Here is a 15,547-nt window from a genome sequence, read left to right on the forward strand (position 1 = left end):
ACGACGATGGAGCAGGTCAAGCACTTCGACACGCTGCTGCGTGACACGGTCAACCTCCCGCAGTGGCGACTGGACCAGCTCGACGACCGCGTCGAAACCATCTTCGGGGTGCTTCGCAGCGACGCCGAGGTCGGCGCCCTCGTCACGGGGAAGACCAAGCAAGGCTCCTGGGCCCACCGCATGATCATCAAGCCCCCGAAGGCCCAGGAGTACGACGCCGACGTCCTGATCCACATGACTGCGAACCCCGACTGGGAGAGCGACAAGGGTCGCTACATCTCCTCGCTCAAGCGGGCGCTCGAGCGCTCCGGCTACCAGGGCAAGGTCACGATGAAGACGCGGTGCGTGCGCGTGCAGTACGCCAACGAGTGTCACGTCGACCTGGTCCCGTACGTGGACACCCCCTGGGGGCAGCGGATCGTGAACCGCCAGACCGGCGAGTGGGAGGACTCCGACCCAGCGGGCTACACCGCCTGGATGAAGAAGCGCGATGAGATCACCCACAGCAACTTCCGCCGCTCCGTGCGCCTGCTGAAGTACCTGCGCGACCACAAGAACTCATTCACCGGCACCCCGTCGATCATCCTGACGACTCTGCTCGGCAATCAGGCGGACTCGCTCAAGGAGTTCGTACAGCCGGGCGCGTACAAGAACGTGCCCGTGACGCTCGTGGCGCTCATGGAGTCGCTCGACGACTGGCTGCAAGCCAGGCCGCTGATGCCGGACGTCGTCGACCCATCGTCGCCGCAAACGACGTTCAACCACCGGTGGTCGCAAAACTCCTACAGCTTCTTCCGTGCTCGGATCCACGCCCACGCCGCTCAGATGCGCGACTCGCTCGACGAGCCGGACGCCGAGGAGAGCACCCGGAAGTGGCGTGCCCTGTTCGGCGACGGTTTCGGGTTTGCGACTACGACGACGGCATCAGCCAGCCCGTTCGTCGTCGCCGGCGCCGCCCCGAGCAACGGCCGCGTCGGCCGTGCCGGGTGAACCGCCGTGACCCTCTCGGTACCCCGTACCAGGAGGGATTCCTCGCCGATCTGCGTGAGCTGCAGCGTGAGTCCCCAAAGACCCTCGTGCAAGTCGCCCGCGGGGCGCTGAACGGTGACCTTCTGAAGGTTCGGCTGCGCTTGGCGACAGGAAGCATGAGCCGGTCACCGGGCGGTATGGAGGCACACGACATCGAGGATCTCGTCGTCCTGATCCCGTCGAGTCCTCTCGCCCCGCCAGTCGTCGGCGTCACGCACGACCGGTTCCTCGGTGTCCCGCACGTTCTGAGCGACGGCCAGCTCTGTGTCTACCTCGACCCCGCACGGGAGTGGAACCCGCTCGTTGGCGCGCGCGGCTTCCTCGACCGGCTGTTCCGGTGGTTCGAAGACGCACTTGCGGATCGGTTCGACGCGGACACCGCTCTGTTCCACGCGGTCGGCGGACTCCAGTACGCTCACGGCAACGCGGAACCGGTCGTGTGCAGGGAAGAGTTCGACGACCCGCGCCGCCTCTCCTTGGCGTGGCTCAGCCGCCATGGAGCGAACGCCCGCCTCGACCTGCACCGAACGCAACGACGCCCGGAGGACGAGCGCGTCCTCGTCCTGCGGATGCCCGGGCCCCTATACACCGGAGCGGGCCGCAGCGTGTATGAGGTGCTCCGCGAGCTCGGCGAGCCCGACGCGGCGTCCGCCCTGCGCGCCTTGCAGGCGCGTGTCGCGCGTCGGCGCAGCGACGAGGCTGGGTCCGTCCACCTCGTCGTGAATGTTCCGCACCCAGCATCGACGGTCACCTCCCTGCTCGTCGGGCAGGTGGACCTGCGAGACGCGGCTGACATGTCAGTCTGTGACCGTCCCATCGAGTGGTGCCGTCTGTACGACGAGCGACCGTCGATCTCCACCCGTCGAGACAAGGACCGTCCCGTGAACGCCTTCCACCAGTCCGACGTCGTAATCCTCGGCTGCGGAGGGCTCGGCTCCTGGATCGCTGAGTACCTAGTGCGCGCCGGGTGCCGGTCGATCAACCTTGTCGATTACGGAGCTGTCAGTGGTGGACACCTCGTAAGGCAGAACTTTACGGAAGCGGATGTCACCGACGCGAAGGCCTCCGCCCTGGCAGAGCACTTGCGAGCGATCAACCCGGACCTCAAGGTCACCGCGAGCGTCGGTTCCACCCTCAGCCCTGATGCACTGGATGTGTTGACGGGGGGCGGCTTCATCATCGACGCCACCGTCTCCAACGCGATGGCCACCTATCTCAGCCTGCTCGACGTCAGTTCCTTTGAGCGGCGGGCCTTCGTCGCCCAGGTTGCGACCGACGTGGCCACCGGATCGCTCGGCATGGTGGTCGTGGCGGCCCCGGGAACTGAAGTACCGACGGTCGACACGGCGGCGGGCGTTCATGTCACCGCCACCGGAGAGCTCGAGGCGTACCGCACGTTCTGGGAAGTAAGCGAGGACGACGAGCTCGTCCCGGCCCGTGGCTGCTCTGTGCCGACGTTCCACGGATCGGCCGCTGACCTCGCGGCCGTCGCCGCGATCCAGATAAACATCATCGGCAGGCACGCGGGCCAGCAGACCTCCGGAACCTACCTGTTCGCGCTTCCCCACACAGGAGTCGCCCCGGGCTACGTCTTTTTGCCCCACCAGAGTGATACGTCAGGCTGAGAGGAGCGCGAGCCGGGATGCAATCGTCCAAGAGCGACACCAGGCGCTGGACCGTGGCTGGCTTGTCGGCGGCTCGCCCTTAAGCCGCTTCGCCTGGCACGTAGGCAGCATTTACCTCGTGGGCGGTCTAGCGGCAGGGCTTGCTGCGCACGAGGGCTTGACCGTGACGGTGCCTTCGTACCCGATCCCGGGCGGGCGGTCGCCGGCGTCGAGGCGCGGGCCCGCACGGTCGTCGAGAACCTGCCGCGCGACGAGACGGACGTCAACCCGGCGATCCTGTCCGCGCTGAGCCCCAACGCCGACGAGAACCACGACTTCTTCTCCGGGTCGGGCTCCTCGTACGTCATCGGCAAGGCCGTCAACACCGAGGACGACGACTGGGACTTCTGAGTCCTGCTCAACATTGCCGCGGCCCCGTGACCTGCTGGTCACGGGGCCGCGGTGCTGTGAGGGACGGCCTGCTCCGCGGCCCGCGCGCTGCGGCGAAGGTCCGCGCCGCACGGGACTCGTGCATACGCTGGTGGCACAGTGATACCAGGGAGGTCGGCATGTCGACGATGTCGTTGCGCATGAGCGACGAGGACAGCGCGCTGCTGCGACGCCTCGCGGAGCGCGAGAACCGGTCGATGAACGACACGGCGATCCTCGCGATCCGCCGGTTGGCCGAGCAGACCGTCGTCGAGGACGCCTACGCCGACGCGGTCTCGAAAGTCGCCGAGCGCGACGCCACCCTGCTCGACCTGCTGTCCCGGTGAGCGTCTGGTACCCGACCCTCGACACGGCGACTGTCGTGGCTCCTCGTAGCGTCGTTCTACGAGGTGAACGGGTACTCCCTCGTCGTCGACCCGCACGACGGCGACGGGTTCATCCGCGCAGTCGGGGGTGACGACCACCTGACGCTCGACGCCGTCGCCGACTGGTTGTCGGCGCACGCCGTCGCGCACTGACGGCTGGGCGCGCGCGACGCGTCGCACGGTGGCGCAGGCGCGGATCGATGCGTCGGCGGTCGTGGTGGGCGAGCGGTGTCGGGTCGGGCGTGCGCCGCGTAGCGTCGTGGGACACCGATCCCCGCGAGGAGAGCCCCATGACTTCTGCCCTTCCCGCGCTCGTCAGCCCCGAGGAGCTGCACGCCGCCGCGGCGGCGGTCACCGTGCCCCTCGTCGTGCTCGACGCCTCGACGGCCCTCGCCACGCACGGCGAGGCCGAGCCGTACACGGCGCAGCCGTTGCGCGCCGCGTACCTCGACGCGCACGTGCCGGGCGCGGCGTTCGTCGACGTGACGAACGAGCTGTCGGACACGTCCGCCCCGCAGCTGTTCACCATGCCCGCGCCGGACGCGCTGGCCGCCGCCCTCGGCGCGCTCGGCATCGGCGACGACACCCACGTCGTCGTGTACGACAACGTCGGCTCCGCGTGGGCGACGCGCGTGTGGTGGCTGCTGCGCTGGCTGGGCCACGACCACGTGTCGGTGCTCGACGGCGGGCTCGGCGCCTGGCAGGCGGCAGGGCTGCCCGTGGCGAGCGGGGCCGAGGACGACGTGGCCGCCCGTGCCACCCCGGGGCGGCTGACCCCGCGCGTCCGTCCCGAGCTGCTGGCGACGTTGCCGCAGGTCGAGCAGATCTCGTCGGGTGCCGCCTCCGGGCTGCTCGTCAACGCGCTCGACCCGGCGACGTTCCGCGGCGAGCAGGAGGTCAGCCCGTACCCGCGCCGCGGCCGCATCCCCGGCAGCGTCAACCTGCCGCTGTTCACGTTCCTCGACCCCGCGACCGGCCGCTTCCTGCCGCCCGCCGACCTCCGCGGCCTCCTGCAGGACGGCGGCCTGCTCGACGCCCAGGGCGCCGTCACGTACTGCGGCGGCGGGATCGCGGCGACCGTCCCGGCGTTCGCGGCCTACGTCGCGGCCGGCGTCGACGTCGCGGTCTACGACGGTTCCCTCTCCGAGTGGACGGCGGACGAGGGGCGCCCGGTCGACGTCGGCTGAACCCGCCGACCCTGTCCCGGTGGCCGTCCTCCCGGCACACCGGGACGCCGGCATCAGAAGGTGCTGCGCCAGTCCCGGATCGACGCGGCCACCGCGTCGAGGTGGGACTCGAGGAGGAAGTGGCCCCCGTCGAGGAGCTCGACGCGGGCGCCCGGTACGTCGCGGCGGAACGCCTCGGCGCCGGCCGGCCCGAAGATCTCGTCGTTGCGGCCCCAGATCGCGAGGACCGGGACCCCGGACGTGCGGAGCCAGTCGTGCAGCGCGGGGTAGAGGTCGCGGTTGCTCGCGTAGTCGCGGAAGAGGTCGAGCTGGACGGCGTCCTGGCCGGGGCGCTGCAGCAGCGCGATGTCGTGCTCCCAGGCGTCCGGGTCGACGAGGGAGGGGTCGGGCACGCCGTGCGTGTACTGCCACTCGACGGCTGCCCGGCCCAGGGCCGGACGCAGCGCGTCCCGTGTCGAGGCCGTGCGGTGGGCCGCGTCCGCCCAGATCGGCTCCCAGAAGTCCGGCACGAAGCCGTCCTCGTAGGCGTTGCCGTTCTGCGAGATGACGCCCTCGACCGCGGTGGGGTCGGCCAGCGCGAGACGCCACGCGATCGGCGCGCCGTAGTCCTGGACGTAGACGGTGTACCGGGTGACCCCGAGTGCCTTGACGAACGCGGCGGTCACGTCGGCGAGGGCGTCGAAGGTGTAGTCGAACTCGTCGGTGGACGGTGCCGACGAGCGGCCGAACCCGATGTGGTCCGGGGCGATGACGCGGTACGTGTCCGACAGCGCCGGGATGAGGTGGCGGAACATGTGTGAGCTCGTCGGGTACCCGTGCAGGAGCAGGATCACCGGGGCGTCCTGCGGCCCGGCCTCGCGGTAGAAGACGTCGAGCCCGTTGACGGTGACGGTCCGGTGGTGCGTTCCGGCGCTCATTACTAACCCCTAACGGTGGATTTAATGGTTAGCGGACCGTAGCATGGGGTCGTACGCTCGGCAATGGCCGACCGGCCGGCGGCTCAGGAAGGTGGCGGAGGATGCTCGAGGACGAGGACCTGCTCCTGGACGTGCTCAACAGCAGCCCGGTGGTCGACGGCGCCGTCACCGAGCAGCTCGACGGGGCGCAGGGGCAAGAGCTCGCCACCCGGTTCGGGGGCACGGGCTCGGACGTCGAGCTCCGTGCGCTGCGGCGCGCCCGTGCGGCGGTGCACGCGGCCGTCCGCGGGCACCGCGACGCGCCGCAGCAGCTGTCCGCCGCCATCGGCGACGCCGTCCTCGTGCCGCAGGTGACCGCCACGGGGATCGACTGGGACCTGCGTGCCCCGGCCGACGAGCGGCTCGCGGCACGCACCGTCCTCGCGTGGGCGCGGGTCCAGCAGGAGCTCCCGGGCCGTTTGCGTCCCTGCGCCAACGACGAGTGCAACCTCTTCCTCGTCGACCACAGCCGTCCCGGCACGGCGAAGTGGTGCTCGATGGCGACGTGCGGGAACCGTCTCAAGGCGCGGGCCCACGCGGAGCGCGTGCGACGTCAGGTCTGAGCGGGCAAGAGCTGGCGCGACCGCTCCGCCACGCGCGTGTGGACGGTGCGCGCTTCTCCCGCGAGGTGTAGACGGACGTCTACGCCTCGCCTACGGTGGTGGCGTGGCAACGGTCGGGACGCGGGACCTCAAGCAGAACCCTCTCGCTGTGGTGCGCAGGGTCCTCGAGACCGGCGAGCCGCTGGAAGTCACGACGCACGGGCACCCGACGGGTGTCGCGCTGGTGCCGGCGGCCCCAACGCCGCGGCGTTGGGTGCACGGGGCCGAGCTCACGAGGATCACGCCCATGAGCCCCGACGAGGCCCGCAGGTTCCGCGACGACCTCTCCGCTCTCGAGCACGACGACGAGCTGGTCGACCCGTGGGGGAAGCCCGCGTGATCCTGCTCGACACGAACGTCCTCGTCGACCTGCACCTGTACGCGCTCGACCCTGCCGAGCAGTACGCCGTGAGCATCCTGTCGCGCGCCGAGCTCGAGTTCGGCGTCCGCGCGGCGCGCTCCGCCGTGGACACCGCCGCACGCACGCGGAGGCTCAACGAGCTCGACGAGCTCTTCGACTGGCTGCCGTTCGACGTCGAGTGCACCCGCTCGTACGGGATCGTCGCCTCGACCGCGCGGGCGTCCGGTGCCAGGGTCCGCGGCAAGGACGCGCTCATCGCCGCGCAGGCGCACCGGCACGGCGCTGCCGTCCTGACGGAGAACGTCGCGGACTTCCAGCCGTTCGACCACGTCGTCCAGGTGGTCGCACCCGTCCGCCGCTGAGGTCGCACGCCGGCGGCACGGCACTGCGATGGCATCACTCTGATACCAGGGAGGCTCGGGATGCCCACGATGTCGTTGCGGATGAGCGATGAGGACAGCACGCTGCTCCGTCGTCTGGCGGAACGCGAGAACCGGTCCATGAACGACACCGCGATCCTGGCGATCCGGCGGCTGGCGGAGCAGACGGTCGTCGAGGACGCGTTCGACGACGCGATCTCCAAGGTCGCCGCCCGTGACGCCACGCTCCTCGACCTTCTCTCCCGGTGAGCCTCTGGTACCCGACGCTCGACACGGCCAGGCGGATCTGCGACCGCTTCGGTCTGCACATCCGGGACGCGGGCGCGCTCGCGTCGGCGCTGGCTCGGCCCTCGCAGGTCGTCTGGGTGGCTGAGGCGTACGTCGGGCTCCACCTGAAGGCCGCGGCCTTGCTCGACGCGATCAACCGGTCGCATCCGCTGCACGACGGCAACGAGCGATTGTCGTGGGTGCTCGTCTCGTCGCTCTACGAGGTGAACGGGTGCTCGCTCGTCGTCGAGCCGCGCGAGGGCGATGCGTTCATCCGGGGGGTCGGTGGCGACGACCACCTCGACCTCGAGCAGGTCGGCACCTGGCTGCCCGAGCACGTTGCCGAGCACCCTCACCCCGCCGACCACCGCGGTGCGGACCGGTCTCCCTGACCCGCGCCGTGGTCGCCGCCGTCAACACCGAGGACGAGGACCGGGCGTTCTGAGTCCTGCGTGAGGGACGGCGCGCTCCACCGACCTGCGCGGGGCGGCGCAATATCCCTCGCCCGCCGGTTGCCGCCTCGCGATACTCGACCTGTGCGCGCCATCCCCGCTCCGCCGCAGGCCGGCCCGACGTCGACGCCCGTCACCGGCCGGCCCGTGTGAGGGGGCCGACCGAGGTCGGCTTCGAGGGAGCCGACGGCACGGCGCTCGTCGCGCACATCACCGGTGCGGGGCAGCCGCTCGTGTGCCTGCCCGGCGGTCCGATGCAGTCGTCGTCCTACCTGGGCGACCTCGGCGGGCTGGCGTCGCACCGTCCCCTGCTGCTGCTCGACCCGCGGGGCACGGGCGGGTCCGCGGTGCCGGCGGACGTCGCCACCTACCGCTGCGACCGTCAGGTCGACGACCTCGAGGCGCTGCGTCGGCACCGCGGCGCCGACCGGCTCGACCTGCTCGCCCACTCGGCCGGCGCCGCGATCGCCGTGATGTACGCGGCGCGGTACCCGGAGCGGGTGCGCACGATGGTCCTCGTCGCGCCGAGCCCGCGGGTGCTGGGGGTCGAGGTCACGGACGCGGACCGCCGTGCCGTGGCCGAGCAGCGCCGCGACGAGCCCTGGTTCCCCACGGCGTGGGCCGCGTTCGAGCGCATCTGGTCGGGCAGCGCGACGGCCGCGGACGCCGACGCGATCACCCCGTTCCTGCACGGCCGCTGGGACGAGGAGCGTCGCGACCTGCTCCCGGCACTCGACGCCGGCCGCAACGACGAGGCTGCGGCCATCTACTACGACCTCGACCTCGACGTCGACGGCACCCGCGCCGCGCTCGGTGCCCTGCGCGCTCCCGTGCTGCTCGTCGCGGGCGAGCTCGACGTGGCCCTCCCGCCTGCCCGTGCCGCCGACTACGCCGCGCTGTTCCCGCGCGCGACCCTCGCGGTGCAGCCCGGGGCCGGCCACTACCCGTGGCTCGACGACCCGGAGGGGTTCGTGTCGACCGTGACCGCCCTCTGCGGGCACTAGAACGTGCCGCGTCTCGACGTGCGTGCTCGGGATGAACGACCGGTGTCGGGCCGGGCGGTGGGACGCCGTCCCCGGCGAGGAGCCCCATGACCTCTGCCGAGCAGGGCCGACTCGTCGAGGTCGGCTGACGCGGCGCCGCCGGCGGTGGGTGGCTGTGGGTCCGTGGGCGGCGGAGCGTGGTGGACGCCGCTTCGTCGACGCACCCGCTCGTACGGCGTCGTCGTCTCGACCGCCCGGGCGCCCGTGCAGGGGCGCGTGTCGGTGGTGCCGAGGACCATCAGAGGGTCGACGCCGATCCGAGGGGGACCACCATGCCTGCCACGCTGTCACCTGACGCACCCCAGGTCCTGCGGGACTACTACGAGGTCCTCGAGGGCGGTGCCGCCGCCTACGGCGAGGGCGAGGTGATGCGCCGCCTGGTGAGCGACCACCTGGACTTCACCGGAGCGCTCGCAGGCCACAGGCCGGACGCGACCGAGGGCTTCCTGCGCGGTGCGGCGGGCTTCGTCGCCACGGTCGAGGGGATCGACGTCCTCCAGGACGTGCACGACGACACCGGCTCGGCGGTGCTCTACACGGCGGCCATGCCCGGCGGCCCGGTGACCTTCGCCGAGTTCTTCACCGTCGACGACGGGCGCATCGCCACCCTGCGCCTGCACTACGACGGCCCGGAGTACCTCGCGAAGGGCGGCCGCTGACGGTCGGTCGCCGCGCGCAGCAGGATCGCTGACCCCGCGGCGTCCGGCGGGACGACCTGGTGAGCGAGGGCTGGATTGACCTCTCGCCGCGAAAATGATGTCGGTGTCGGTGTCGGTGCCGCGACGTTCGACGAGGTCAACGGCTTCTCACTCCTCACGGACGCGGTCGAGGGCGACGAGTTCGCTCGAACCGTCGGAGGTGACGAGCGCCTGGACCCGGGGAACTGGCCGGGTGGCTCGAGCGCCACGCTGTCCCGCACGACCTCGAGCGGTAGTCCGCTCGTGGGTGCGCACGGTCCGGCCACCACCCGCCGACCCGTGCCACCCTGGGCCGGTCGTCGTCCGGCCGTACCGGGACGCACACCCTGCCCCCGGCCGCCTTGCCGGTGCCCGCACCCCGCGTTCGACTGGACGGATGCGCACAGACCGTGGGACCGCGCGTCGGCTCCTGCGCCACCCGCGCGTGGAGCTGGCGCTGAAGGCGGCGGTGGCGGCGACCGTCGCGTGGGTGCTGGCGCGGCATGTCCCGGGCGCGCAGGAGTACGCGTTCTACGCACCCTTCGGCGCGGTCGCGACGACGTACTCGGCGGTCGTCCGGTCCGTGGCGGAGGCCGTGCGGACGGTCGCCGCCATCCTGCTGGGCGGGGTCGTCGGGGTGCTGGCCGACGTGGTGCTCGGCCCCGGCGTCGCCGCGATCGCGCTGGTCGTGGGGCTCGGGATGCTGCTCGCCGGCGTGCCGTGGTTCGGTGACGCGCGCTCGTACGTGCCGGTCGCCGGGATGTTCGTGCTGCTCGTCGGGCAGGGGGAGGAGCTCGGGTACACCGCGGCGTACGCCGGGCTGTTCCTGCTCGGGGCCGCGTGCACGGTCGTCGTCAGCACCGTCCGCCCGGCGTTGCCGCTGGAGCGGACCGATCGCGCGCTGGACGCCCTGCGCGAGGCGTGCGTCGAGCACCTGCGCTCGCTCGCCGCGGTCATCGACCCGGTTGCCGGCGACGGCGTCGAGCTCCCGGACCGCGACGGGCTGAGCGGGCCGCTCAACCGCGCGCGGACGGAGGTCGACGAGCTGCGGCAGGCGGCACGCGGGAACCGCAGGGCGCGGCGCCGGTCCGACGACGTCGCGCGGCGGACCGAGTACTTCCGTGCCCTGCAGCGTGCCGCGCTGCTCGTCGACGACCTCCAGGCGACGGTCGAGGACCAGCCCTGGGGCCTGAGCGTGTCGCACCTCCCCGAGGAGCTGCGCACACCCACCGCGGACGCCCTGCGCGAGCTGGCCGCCACGACGGCGGAGGCCGCGACGCACGACGTGGAGCCCGGGCGTCGCCGGTCGGCCGACCGCGCGACCGCCACGCTCGTCTCCGCGCTGCACCGCTACGGCGAGCGCGGCGGGTCGGACGCCGTCACGCTCGTCGTCTCGGCCGTCGTGACGACCCTGCGGCGGTCGTTGTCGGCGCTCACGCCGTGGGACCGCATCCAGCTGTCGACGAGCCCCGCCGAGGCGCTGGAGCTCGAGGACGACCGCACGGACCGCTGAGGGGCCGGCGCGCACCGGACGCAGCGGTCCGTCAGCCCGGCGGATCCTCGGCAGCGTTCTCCTGGATCATCACGGGCGACGCGTGGATGCAGATCATCCGCAGGTCGCCGTCGCCGGTGTTGGTGAAGCGGTGCCACGTGTCGGGTGGCACGACGGCGGTGTCACCGGTGCGTGCGACGACCTCGTGCTCCCCGATCCGGATGGTGGCTTCCCCGTCGATGACGGACCACGTCTCGGAGTACGGGTGGCGGTGCAGGACCGGCCCCTGCCCGGGGGCGTTCGTGACGAGGAAGAAGCTGACGCCGGAGCCGTGCTGCGCACCCTCGAACCGCAGGGTCCGGCTGCCGGCCATGCGCAGCCGGTCGGCGGGGATCACACCGGGGATCGTGGGCTCGTCCTGTCCGACCACGGTGACCGCCTCCCTGCGTCGTACCGCTCGCTACCACCGTACGGCCGCGCACCGACGTGGCTCCAGCGCGTCGTCGCTCCCACGTGACGCCCGACGGGTTCCGGACCGCCGGCGGTGACGCGCGGACCGCGGGAGTGCGGCACGATGCCCGCCATGGAGGTCGTGGTCGTCCACGGGGCCGGCCGGGTGGGTGCCGCGAGCTGGCCGCAGCAGGCAGCGACCGCGGAGCCCGGCTGGCTGTTCCTGACCCGCGACGGCGTCGCCGACGACGCCGGTCGGGACGCTCGCCGCGTCCTGACCCGGCTGCGGGCTCACGGTGGCGGGCACGTCGTCGCTCGCTCTGGCAGTAGCAGTCCCGAATCGCCTACGAGGAGGTAGTGATGTTCGTGAACGTGTCGTACACCCACCTGGTGATTGTCGTCGTCTACCTAGCGGCGATGATTGCGGCGCTCACCTCTGTCTGGCGGTCTTCCGAGACTGGTACAGGCTGGAAGGTGTACTGGACGGGCATCGTCGTCCTCCTGCCGTATCTCGGCCCGCTGCTGTGGGCGATCAACCTCGCCTTCAGCGCGAGACACCGGTCGACGCCCTCGGGCGCCTGACCTTCTGACAACGGACCCCGGGGCCACTCTCTGCGTCGTGCCGCTCGCTGCCACCGGACGACCACGCACCCGCACCGCCCGAGCACGCGTCGGCGGCCCCGGGCCCTCCCGGAGCCGCCGACGTCGCGCTGCCGTGGCGTCAGGACGCCCGGCTCCACTGGAACGTGCCCGCCGACGTGCACGTGCGCTGCTCGAGCGCGGCGCCGTCGGCGGTCGAGCCGCCGACCACACCCACGCACCTGCCGCTGTTGCGGGTCACCAGCTGCTCGTAGCCGTCGCCGGTGGAGCGCCACGAGAACTGCTGGTTGGTCCCGCCGTGGCAGGTGTACTGGATGAGGCGGGCGCCGTCGGACCCCGACGCACCGCTGACGTCGAGGCACTTGCCGCTGTGGACGCTGCGCACGGTGGCGTAGCCGCCGCCGGCGTCGACGACCTGCCAGCGCTGCCACGGCTGGCCGTTGCTCGTCCACTGGCCGACCACCGCGAGGTCGTCGCGGTTGGGGGCCTGCACGTCCATGACCTTGCCGCTGGCGCGGTTGATGATCCGGACGTCCCCGGACGGGGGAGTGGGCGTCGGTGTCGGCGTCGGGTCGCCGCCCCCGCCGCGCGTGAACTGCCAGCTGGTGACGTTGAACAGGCTGCCGCTGCCACCGGTGAACCGCAGGACCAGGTCCCGGGTACCGGTCGCGCCGCTGACGGGGCAGCTGACGGTCGCCCACGTCTGCCAGCCGCCGGTGACGGGCACCGTGCACGTGCCGACCACCGGGCCGGACGCGCTGTCGAGGCGCACCTCGATCCGCCCACCGCTGCCCGCCGACGCGACCCGCGAGGTGAACGTGGCCGCGCCCGTGCCGAACGCGACGCCCTTCACCCGCAGCCAGTCGCCGTTCTCGATCCACCCGACGTTCATGGCGCCCTCGGTGGCCGGTTCCGTCTCCAGGCCGCCGGCCCACGCCATCGTCTCGGCCTGCTGGATGACGTACGGGTCGAGCGGCTCGATCTGCGGTGGCCCGGCGGTCGTCATGCTCAGCTGGGGGATGGACCCGTCGGCGCCGTAGGAGAACTGCTCGACGGCGACCGAGCGGGTGAACCCGCCCCCGCCGGGCAGTGCACCGTTGTGGTAGAAGAAGTACGACCTGCCCCGGTAGTCGACGACGCCCGGGTGGTTGGTGAAGCTGCCGCCCTGCCGGGCCATCACCGTCCCCCGGTAGGTCCACGGGCCGGTCGGCGTGGGGGACGTGGAGTAGCCGATGAACTCGCTGCAGCACTCGGCGGCGAACACGTTGTAGTACGTGCCGTTGCGCTGGTAGACCCACGGGCCCTCCTCGTAGAGGGTGGGCCGCTGCGCGACGTTGCCCCGGCGGGTGCCGAAGCCCGCCGTCGTCAGCGGGATCCGGGTGGGGCTGCCGGCCAGCGAGATCATGTCCCGGTTGAGCTTCACGTACCAGAGGTTCGGGTTGCCGTAGTAGAGGTACGCCTGGCCGTCGTCGTCGATCATCACGCTCGGGTCGATCTCCGCGTTGTCGACCAGGGGCCGGCCGATCGCGTCGCGGAACGGGCCGGTGGGGCTGTCCGACACCCCGACGCCGATGGCGTTGCCGCCGCCGCGCTTGACGACCGGCACGTAGAAGTAGAACCGCCCGTCCCGCTCGACCACCTGACCGGCCCAGGCGTCGGACTGCGCCCAGGAGAACGTCGCCAGGCTCATGGGGGAGCCGTGGTCGGTCCAGTTCGCCATGTCGGTCGTCGAGTACACCCGCCAGTCCTTCATGGTGAACCAGGTCGAGCCGTCCTCGTCGTGGGTCGTGTAGACGTACAGCCGGCCGTCGTGCACGAGCGGGGCCGGGTCGGCCGTGTAGATCGTCTGGACGATCGGGTTGTCGGCCTGCGCCGGGACGGCGAGGGCGAGGGGTGCGAGCAGGGCTGCGGCCGCCAGCGCGGTGACCCGCCACCGCCGGGTCACCGCCGGCTCCAGACCTGGTTGGCGGAGCCGGAGCAGTGCCAGAGCAGGACCCCGGTGCCGTTGGCGGTGAGGTTGCGGTCGACGTCCAGGCACAGGCCCGACGCGACGCCCCGGATGGTGCCGTTGGACTCCAGCGTCCACTGCTGGTTGGTGCCGCCGTGGCAGTCGTAGAGCTGCACGGCCGTGCCGGCGGCGGCCCCGTTCGGGGCGTCGAGGCAGCGGCCGAGCACCCGCAGCTGGGTGCCGCTGACCTCCCAGCTCTGGTTCGCGCCGCCGTGGCAGTCCCAGATCACCGGCTTGGTGCCGTTCGTCGTCGCACCGTTCGGCGCGTCGAGGCAGCGGCCGGACGCGGCGCTGACCAGCATGGACGTCGAGCTCGTCGGCGGCGGGTCGGTCGGCGGCGGGGTGGTCGTGCCCGGCGTGACGCGGTAGAGCGCGACGCCGTGCGCGGGCACCGTGGCGGTGATCCGGTCGGACGTCTGGCCCGTCGCACCGGTCCACAGCTCGCGGTACGACGCGGTCCCTGCCGGCAGGCCGGCCTCGGCGAGCGTCGCGGAGATGCTGCGCGCGCTGTTGCCGCGGTTGAGCAGCGCGATCGCCGCCGACCCGTCGGCCAGGGGCTTGGCCCAGACCTCGGCGTCGCCGTCGTCCCGCACCCGGTCGGCCTGGCGCACCAGGGGGTCCTGGTCGATCGCCAGCACGTCGCGGTTGGTCAGGATGCTGCGGACGTCGGCGCTCATGTTCCGGATGTCGTTGCCCGCGATGAGCGGCGCCGACAGCATCGCCCACATGCTCATGTGGGCGCGGTTCTCCGTGGGCGTCAGGGTGTTGCGGACGCCGACCATGAGCATGTCCGGGTCGTTGTACTGCCCCGGCTTCGTCCACTCCCGCATCGGCTCGATGATGTCCAGCGCCTCGGTGATGCCGACGAAGCACCACTGGTCGGACGGCGGGCAGCCGGTCGACCAGGCGTCCTTGAGGTCCTCCGACGTGCGCCACATGTCCGCGAACGCACCCCAGCCGGAGTACGTCGGCGCCGTGTTGTCGTGCGCGCTGTTGGGGTTGATCGAGTAGACGATGGGGCGGCCGGTGGCCTTGAGCGCGTCGCCGAACTTCTTGAACAGCGCCGCCTGCTCCTGAACGTTCCCCCGCGGATCGCACCAGTCGTGCTTGACGTAGTCGACGCCCCACGACGCGAAGAGCTGCGCGTCGCGCGTCTCGTAGCCGTTGGACGACGTGCCGGGGCGGTTGCCGAAGTACTGGTCGCAGGTCTTCTCGCGCGGCGCGTGGTACAGCCCGAACTTCAGGCCCTTGGAGTGGATGTAGTCCCCGAGCGCCTTCATGCCCGAGGGGAAGCGCGAGGTGTTGGCGCGCAGGTTTCCGTCGGCGCCGCGCGTGTCCTGCATCCAGCAGTCGTCGACGACGACGTACTGGTAGCCGGCCGCGGCCATGCCGGAGCTGACCATGGAGTCCGCCGCCTGGCGGATCATCTGCTCGTTGATGTTGCAGTAGAACGTGTTCCAGCTGTTCCAGCCGAGCGGCGGCAGGGGAGCCGGCTCCTGGACGGTGGGGGTCGGGGCGGCCGCGGCGGGCGCGGCGAGGGCGGCGGCGGGCGCGGCGAGCAGGGCCAGGACGAGGGCGAGCATGCGGAGCCTGGAGCGAGGACGGGTGCGTGACACGGAGGTCT

The 15,547-nt window shown here is 71.9% G+C and carries 18 protein-coding genes and 1 pseudogene; 15 read left to right on the top strand and 4 right to left on the bottom strand.

From position 1 onward, the window contains the following. Positions 1-6: 6 nt before the first annotated feature. From NP075_RS02335 to NP075_RS02360, 6 genes and pseudogenes are all read left to right on the top strand, one after another. On the top strand, positions 7-990 hold the full coding sequence (locus NP075_RS02335; RefSeq protein WP_227564894.1) for an SMODS domain-containing nucleotidyltransferase: 984 nt from the start codon (positions 7-9) through the stop codon (positions 988-990). After that, on the top strand, positions 987-2,654 hold the full coding sequence (locus tag NP075_RS02340) for a ThiF family adenylyltransferase (RefSeq protein ID WP_227564895.1): 1,668 nt from the start codon (positions 987-989) through the stop codon (positions 2,652-2,654). The genes NP075_RS02335 and NP075_RS02340 overlap by 4 nt, the downstream gene beginning before the upstream one ends. Before the next feature lie 243 nt (positions 2,655-2,897). Then, positions 2,898-3,044 (top strand): annotated as a pseudogene (locus tag NP075_RS02345) (class 1b ribonucleoside-diphosphate reductase subunit beta); the annotation flags it as partial. Between the two features lie 158 nt (positions 3,045-3,202). Beyond that, positions 3,203-3,409, top strand: a complete 207-nt coding sequence (locus NP075_RS02350) for a hypothetical protein (protein WP_227564896.1) — start codon at positions 3,203-3,205, stop codon at positions 3,407-3,409. 63 nt (positions 3,410-3,472) lie between these two features. After that, entirely contained in the window at positions 3,473-3,601 is a 129-nt protein-coding gene (locus tag NP075_RS02355) for a hypothetical protein (RefSeq protein WP_255629868.1), read from the top strand. A gap of 137 nt (positions 3,602-3,738) precedes the next feature. Further along, positions 3,739-4,635, top strand: coding sequence for a sulfurtransferase (locus NP075_RS02360; protein ID WP_227564897.1), 897 nt, complete (start codon positions 3,739-3,741; stop codon positions 4,633-4,635). A gap of 53 nt (positions 4,636-4,688) precedes the next feature. Here NP075_RS02360 and NP075_RS02365 read toward each other — a convergent pair whose 3' ends face one another. After that, a complete protein-coding gene (locus NP075_RS02365; protein WP_227564898.1) occupies positions 4,689-5,552 on the bottom strand; it encodes an alpha/beta fold hydrolase in 864 nt (287 codons plus the stop codon). 101 nt (positions 5,553-5,653) lie between these two features. On the opposite strand from NP075_RS02365, the gene NP075_RS02370 reads away from it, so the two are divergent. The 8 genes from NP075_RS02370 (at position 5,654) to NP075_RS02405 (ending at position 10,886) form a co-directional block, all read left to right on the top strand. Then, positions 5,654-6,154 carry a CGNR zinc finger domain-containing protein gene (locus NP075_RS02370; RefSeq protein ID WP_227564899.1) on the top strand — a complete coding sequence of 167 codons (501 nt, stop codon included), beginning with the start codon at positions 5,654-5,656 and terminating at the stop codon, positions 6,152-6,154. A 103-nt stretch (positions 6,155-6,257) separates the two neighbouring features. After that, on the top strand, positions 6,258-6,533 hold the full coding sequence (locus NP075_RS02375) for a type II toxin-antitoxin system Phd/YefM family antitoxin (protein ID WP_227564900.1): 276 nt from the start codon (positions 6,258-6,260) through the stop codon (positions 6,531-6,533). Continuing rightward, positions 6,530-6,916 carry a PIN domain-containing protein gene (locus NP075_RS02380; RefSeq protein ID WP_227564901.1) on the top strand — a complete coding sequence of 129 codons (387 nt, stop codon included), beginning with the start codon at positions 6,530-6,532 and terminating at the stop codon, positions 6,914-6,916. The genes NP075_RS02375 and NP075_RS02380 overlap by 4 nt, the downstream gene beginning before the upstream one ends. Before the next feature lie 81 nt (positions 6,917-6,997). Beyond that, on the top strand, positions 6,998-7,183 hold the full coding sequence (locus tag NP075_RS02385; protein ID WP_227564902.1) for a hypothetical protein: 186 nt from the start codon (positions 6,998-7,000) through the stop codon (positions 7,181-7,183). Next, entirely contained in the window at positions 7,180-7,593 is a 414-nt protein-coding gene (locus NP075_RS02390) for a type II toxin-antitoxin system death-on-curing family toxin (RefSeq protein WP_227564903.1), read from the top strand. Before NP075_RS02385 ends, NP075_RS02390 begins: the two co-directional genes overlap by 4 nt. 209 nt (positions 7,594-7,802) lie before the next feature. Further along, complete coding sequence (locus NP075_RS02395) at positions 7,803-8,657, top strand: alpha/beta fold hydrolase (RefSeq protein ID WP_227564904.1); 855 nt, start codon at positions 7,803-7,805, stop codon at positions 8,655-8,657. A gap of 311 nt (positions 8,658-8,968) precedes the next feature. Further along, complete coding sequence (locus tag NP075_RS02400; RefSeq protein WP_227564905.1) at positions 8,969-9,355, top strand: nuclear transport factor 2-like protein; 387 nt, start codon at positions 8,969-8,971, stop codon at positions 9,353-9,355. Positions 9,356-9,770: 415 nt separating this feature from the next. Beyond that, positions 9,771-10,886 (top strand): FUSC family protein, encoded by a 1,116-nt coding sequence (locus NP075_RS02405; RefSeq protein WP_227564906.1) that lies wholly within the window; start codon positions 9,771-9,773, stop codon positions 10,884-10,886. A 31-nt stretch (positions 10,887-10,917) separates the two neighbouring features. Here the strand turns inward: NP075_RS02405 and NP075_RS02410 are convergent, their stop codons facing one another. Further along, positions 10,918-11,295, bottom strand: a complete 378-nt coding sequence (locus NP075_RS02410; RefSeq protein ID WP_227564907.1) for a cupin domain-containing protein — start codon at positions 11,293-11,295, stop codon at positions 10,918-10,920. Positions 11,296-11,675: 380 nt separating this feature from the next. On the opposite strand from NP075_RS02410, the gene NP075_RS02415 reads away from it, so the two are divergent. Then, the gene (locus tag NP075_RS02415; protein WP_227564908.1) at positions 11,676-11,897 is read left to right on the top strand and encodes a PLDc N-terminal domain-containing protein; all 222 of its coding nucleotides are present in this window, start codon (positions 11,676-11,678) and stop codon (positions 11,895-11,897) included. A gap of 139 nt (positions 11,898-12,036) precedes the next feature. Here the strand turns inward: NP075_RS02415 and NP075_RS02420 are convergent, their stop codons facing one another. After that, complete coding sequence (locus NP075_RS02420) at positions 12,037-13,860, bottom strand: family 43 glycosylhydrolase (RefSeq protein WP_227564909.1); 1,824 nt, start codon at positions 13,858-13,860, stop codon at positions 12,037-12,039. Further along, positions 13,857-15,506: a glycoside hydrolase family 27 protein gene (locus NP075_RS02425; protein ID WP_227564910.1), complete on the bottom strand. Its 1,650-nt coding sequence runs from the start codon at positions 15,504-15,506 to the stop codon at positions 13,857-13,859. Before NP075_RS02425 ends, NP075_RS02420 begins: the two co-directional genes overlap by 4 nt. Between the last annotated feature and the right edge of the window lie 41 nt (positions 15,507-15,547).

It is taken from the genome of Cellulomonas wangsupingiae (genome assembly GCF_024508275.1).
GTDB lineage: Bacteria > Actinomycetota > Actinomycetes > Actinomycetales > Cellulomonadaceae > Cellulomonas > Cellulomonas wangsupingiae.

Bases quoted from the DNA above. Each gene is read 5' to 3' on its own strand.
- NP075_RS02335 (WP_227564894.1), top strand. From the start codon at position 7: ATGGAGCAGGTCAAGCACTTCGACACGCTGCTGCGTGACACGGTCAAC.
- NP075_RS02350 (WP_227564896.1), top strand. From the start codon at position 3,203: ATGTCGACGATGTCGTTGCGCATGAGCGACGAGGACAGCGCGCTGCTG.
- NP075_RS02360 (WP_227564897.1), top strand. From the start codon at position 3,739: ATGACTTCTGCCCTTCCCGCGCTCGTCAGCCCCGAGGAGCTGCACGCC.
- NP075_RS02365 (WP_227564898.1), bottom strand. From the start codon at position 5,552: ATGAGCGCCGGAACGCACCACCGGACCGTCACCGTCAACGGGCTCGAC.
- NP075_RS02370 (WP_227564899.1), top strand. From the start codon at position 5,654: ATGCTCGAGGACGAGGACCTGCTCCTGGACGTGCTCAACAGCAGCCCG.
- NP075_RS02385 (WP_227564902.1), top strand. From the start codon at position 6,998: ATGAGCGATGAGGACAGCACGCTGCTCCGTCGTCTGGCGGAACGCGAG.
- NP075_RS02400 (WP_227564905.1), top strand. From the start codon at position 8,969: ATGCCTGCCACGCTGTCACCTGACGCACCCCAGGTCCTGCGGGACTAC.
- NP075_RS02405 (WP_227564906.1), top strand. From the start codon at position 9,771: ATGCGCACAGACCGTGGGACCGCGCGTCGGCTCCTGCGCCACCCGCGC.
- NP075_RS02415 (WP_227564908.1), top strand. From the start codon at position 11,676: ATGTTCGTGAACGTGTCGTACACCCACCTGGTGATTGTCGTCGTCTAC.
- NP075_RS02425 (WP_227564910.1), bottom strand. From the start codon at position 15,506: ATGCTCGCCCTCGTCCTGGCCCTGCTCGCCGCGCCCGCCGCCGCCCTC.